This window comes from Enterobacter sp. CGMCC 5087 (assembly GCF_003144775.1).
Taxonomy (GTDB): Bacteria; Pseudomonadota; Gammaproteobacteria; order Enterobacterales; family Enterobacteriaceae; genus Enterobacter; species Enterobacter cloacae_M.
Genome location: NZ_QFXN01000201.1, coordinates 1 through 806 on the forward strand (window position 1 = coordinate 1; position 806 = coordinate 806).

Annotated in this window: 1 protein-coding gene; it reads left to right on the forward strand. The window is 56.2% G+C overall.

Features of this window, described 5'->3' with window-relative positions; all coding sequences use genetic code 11:
• Positions 1-197: 197 nt before the first annotated feature.
• Positions 198-806 (forward strand): DUF932 domain-containing protein (locus DEO48_RS16445; RefSeq protein ID WP_109845749.1); only part of this gene is annotated, 609 nt, incomplete at its 3' end.

The window sequence follows — 806 nt, forward strand, 5'->3', positions numbered from 1 at the left end:
GGATGATCGATCAGCTGCGAATCGCTGATCGACGTTCCACGCGAAAACATGATCGATCAGAGCGGAATACGCAGTATACCCAAAAACACATTCACCAGAGATTAATCCCTCCCGCAACCACACCAACAGGCCATGCTCCCACCGGAGCATGGCTTTTTTGTTTATGCCGTTAAGTCAACCAATAAAGGAGATTAACCATGCGTTTAGCCAGCCGCTTCGGGCGGACAAACCAGATCCGCCGTGACCGCCCCTTAACCCATGAAGAATTAATGCAGGTTGTTCCCAGCGTTTTCGGGGAAGGTAAGCACGCGTCCCGTTCAGACCATTACAGCCACATACCGACCATTGCCCTGCTGGAAAACCTGCAGCGTGAAGGATTTCAGCCTTTCTTTGCCTGCCAGACCCGCGTCAGAGACCAGAGCCGCCGCGAGCACACGAAACACCTGCTGCGCCTGCGTCGTACCGGCCAGATAACCGGTCAGCAGGTGCCGGAAATTATCCTGCTCAATTCACACGACGGCTCATCCAGTTACCAGATGTTGCCGGGGTACTTCCGTGCCATCTGCACCAACGGCCTCGTTTGCGGGCAGTCATTTGGCGAGGTACGTGTGCCACACCGGGGCAATGTGGTGGAAAAAGTCATTGAAGGTGCTTACGCAGTCCTCGGCGTTTTTGACCGGGTGGAAGAGAAGCGTGACGCCATGCAGTCGCTGCGGTTACCCCCACCGGCACAACACGCCCTGGCGAACGCCGCACTGACGTACCGCTTTGGGGAAGAACACCAGCCGGTGACCGCTACGCAGATA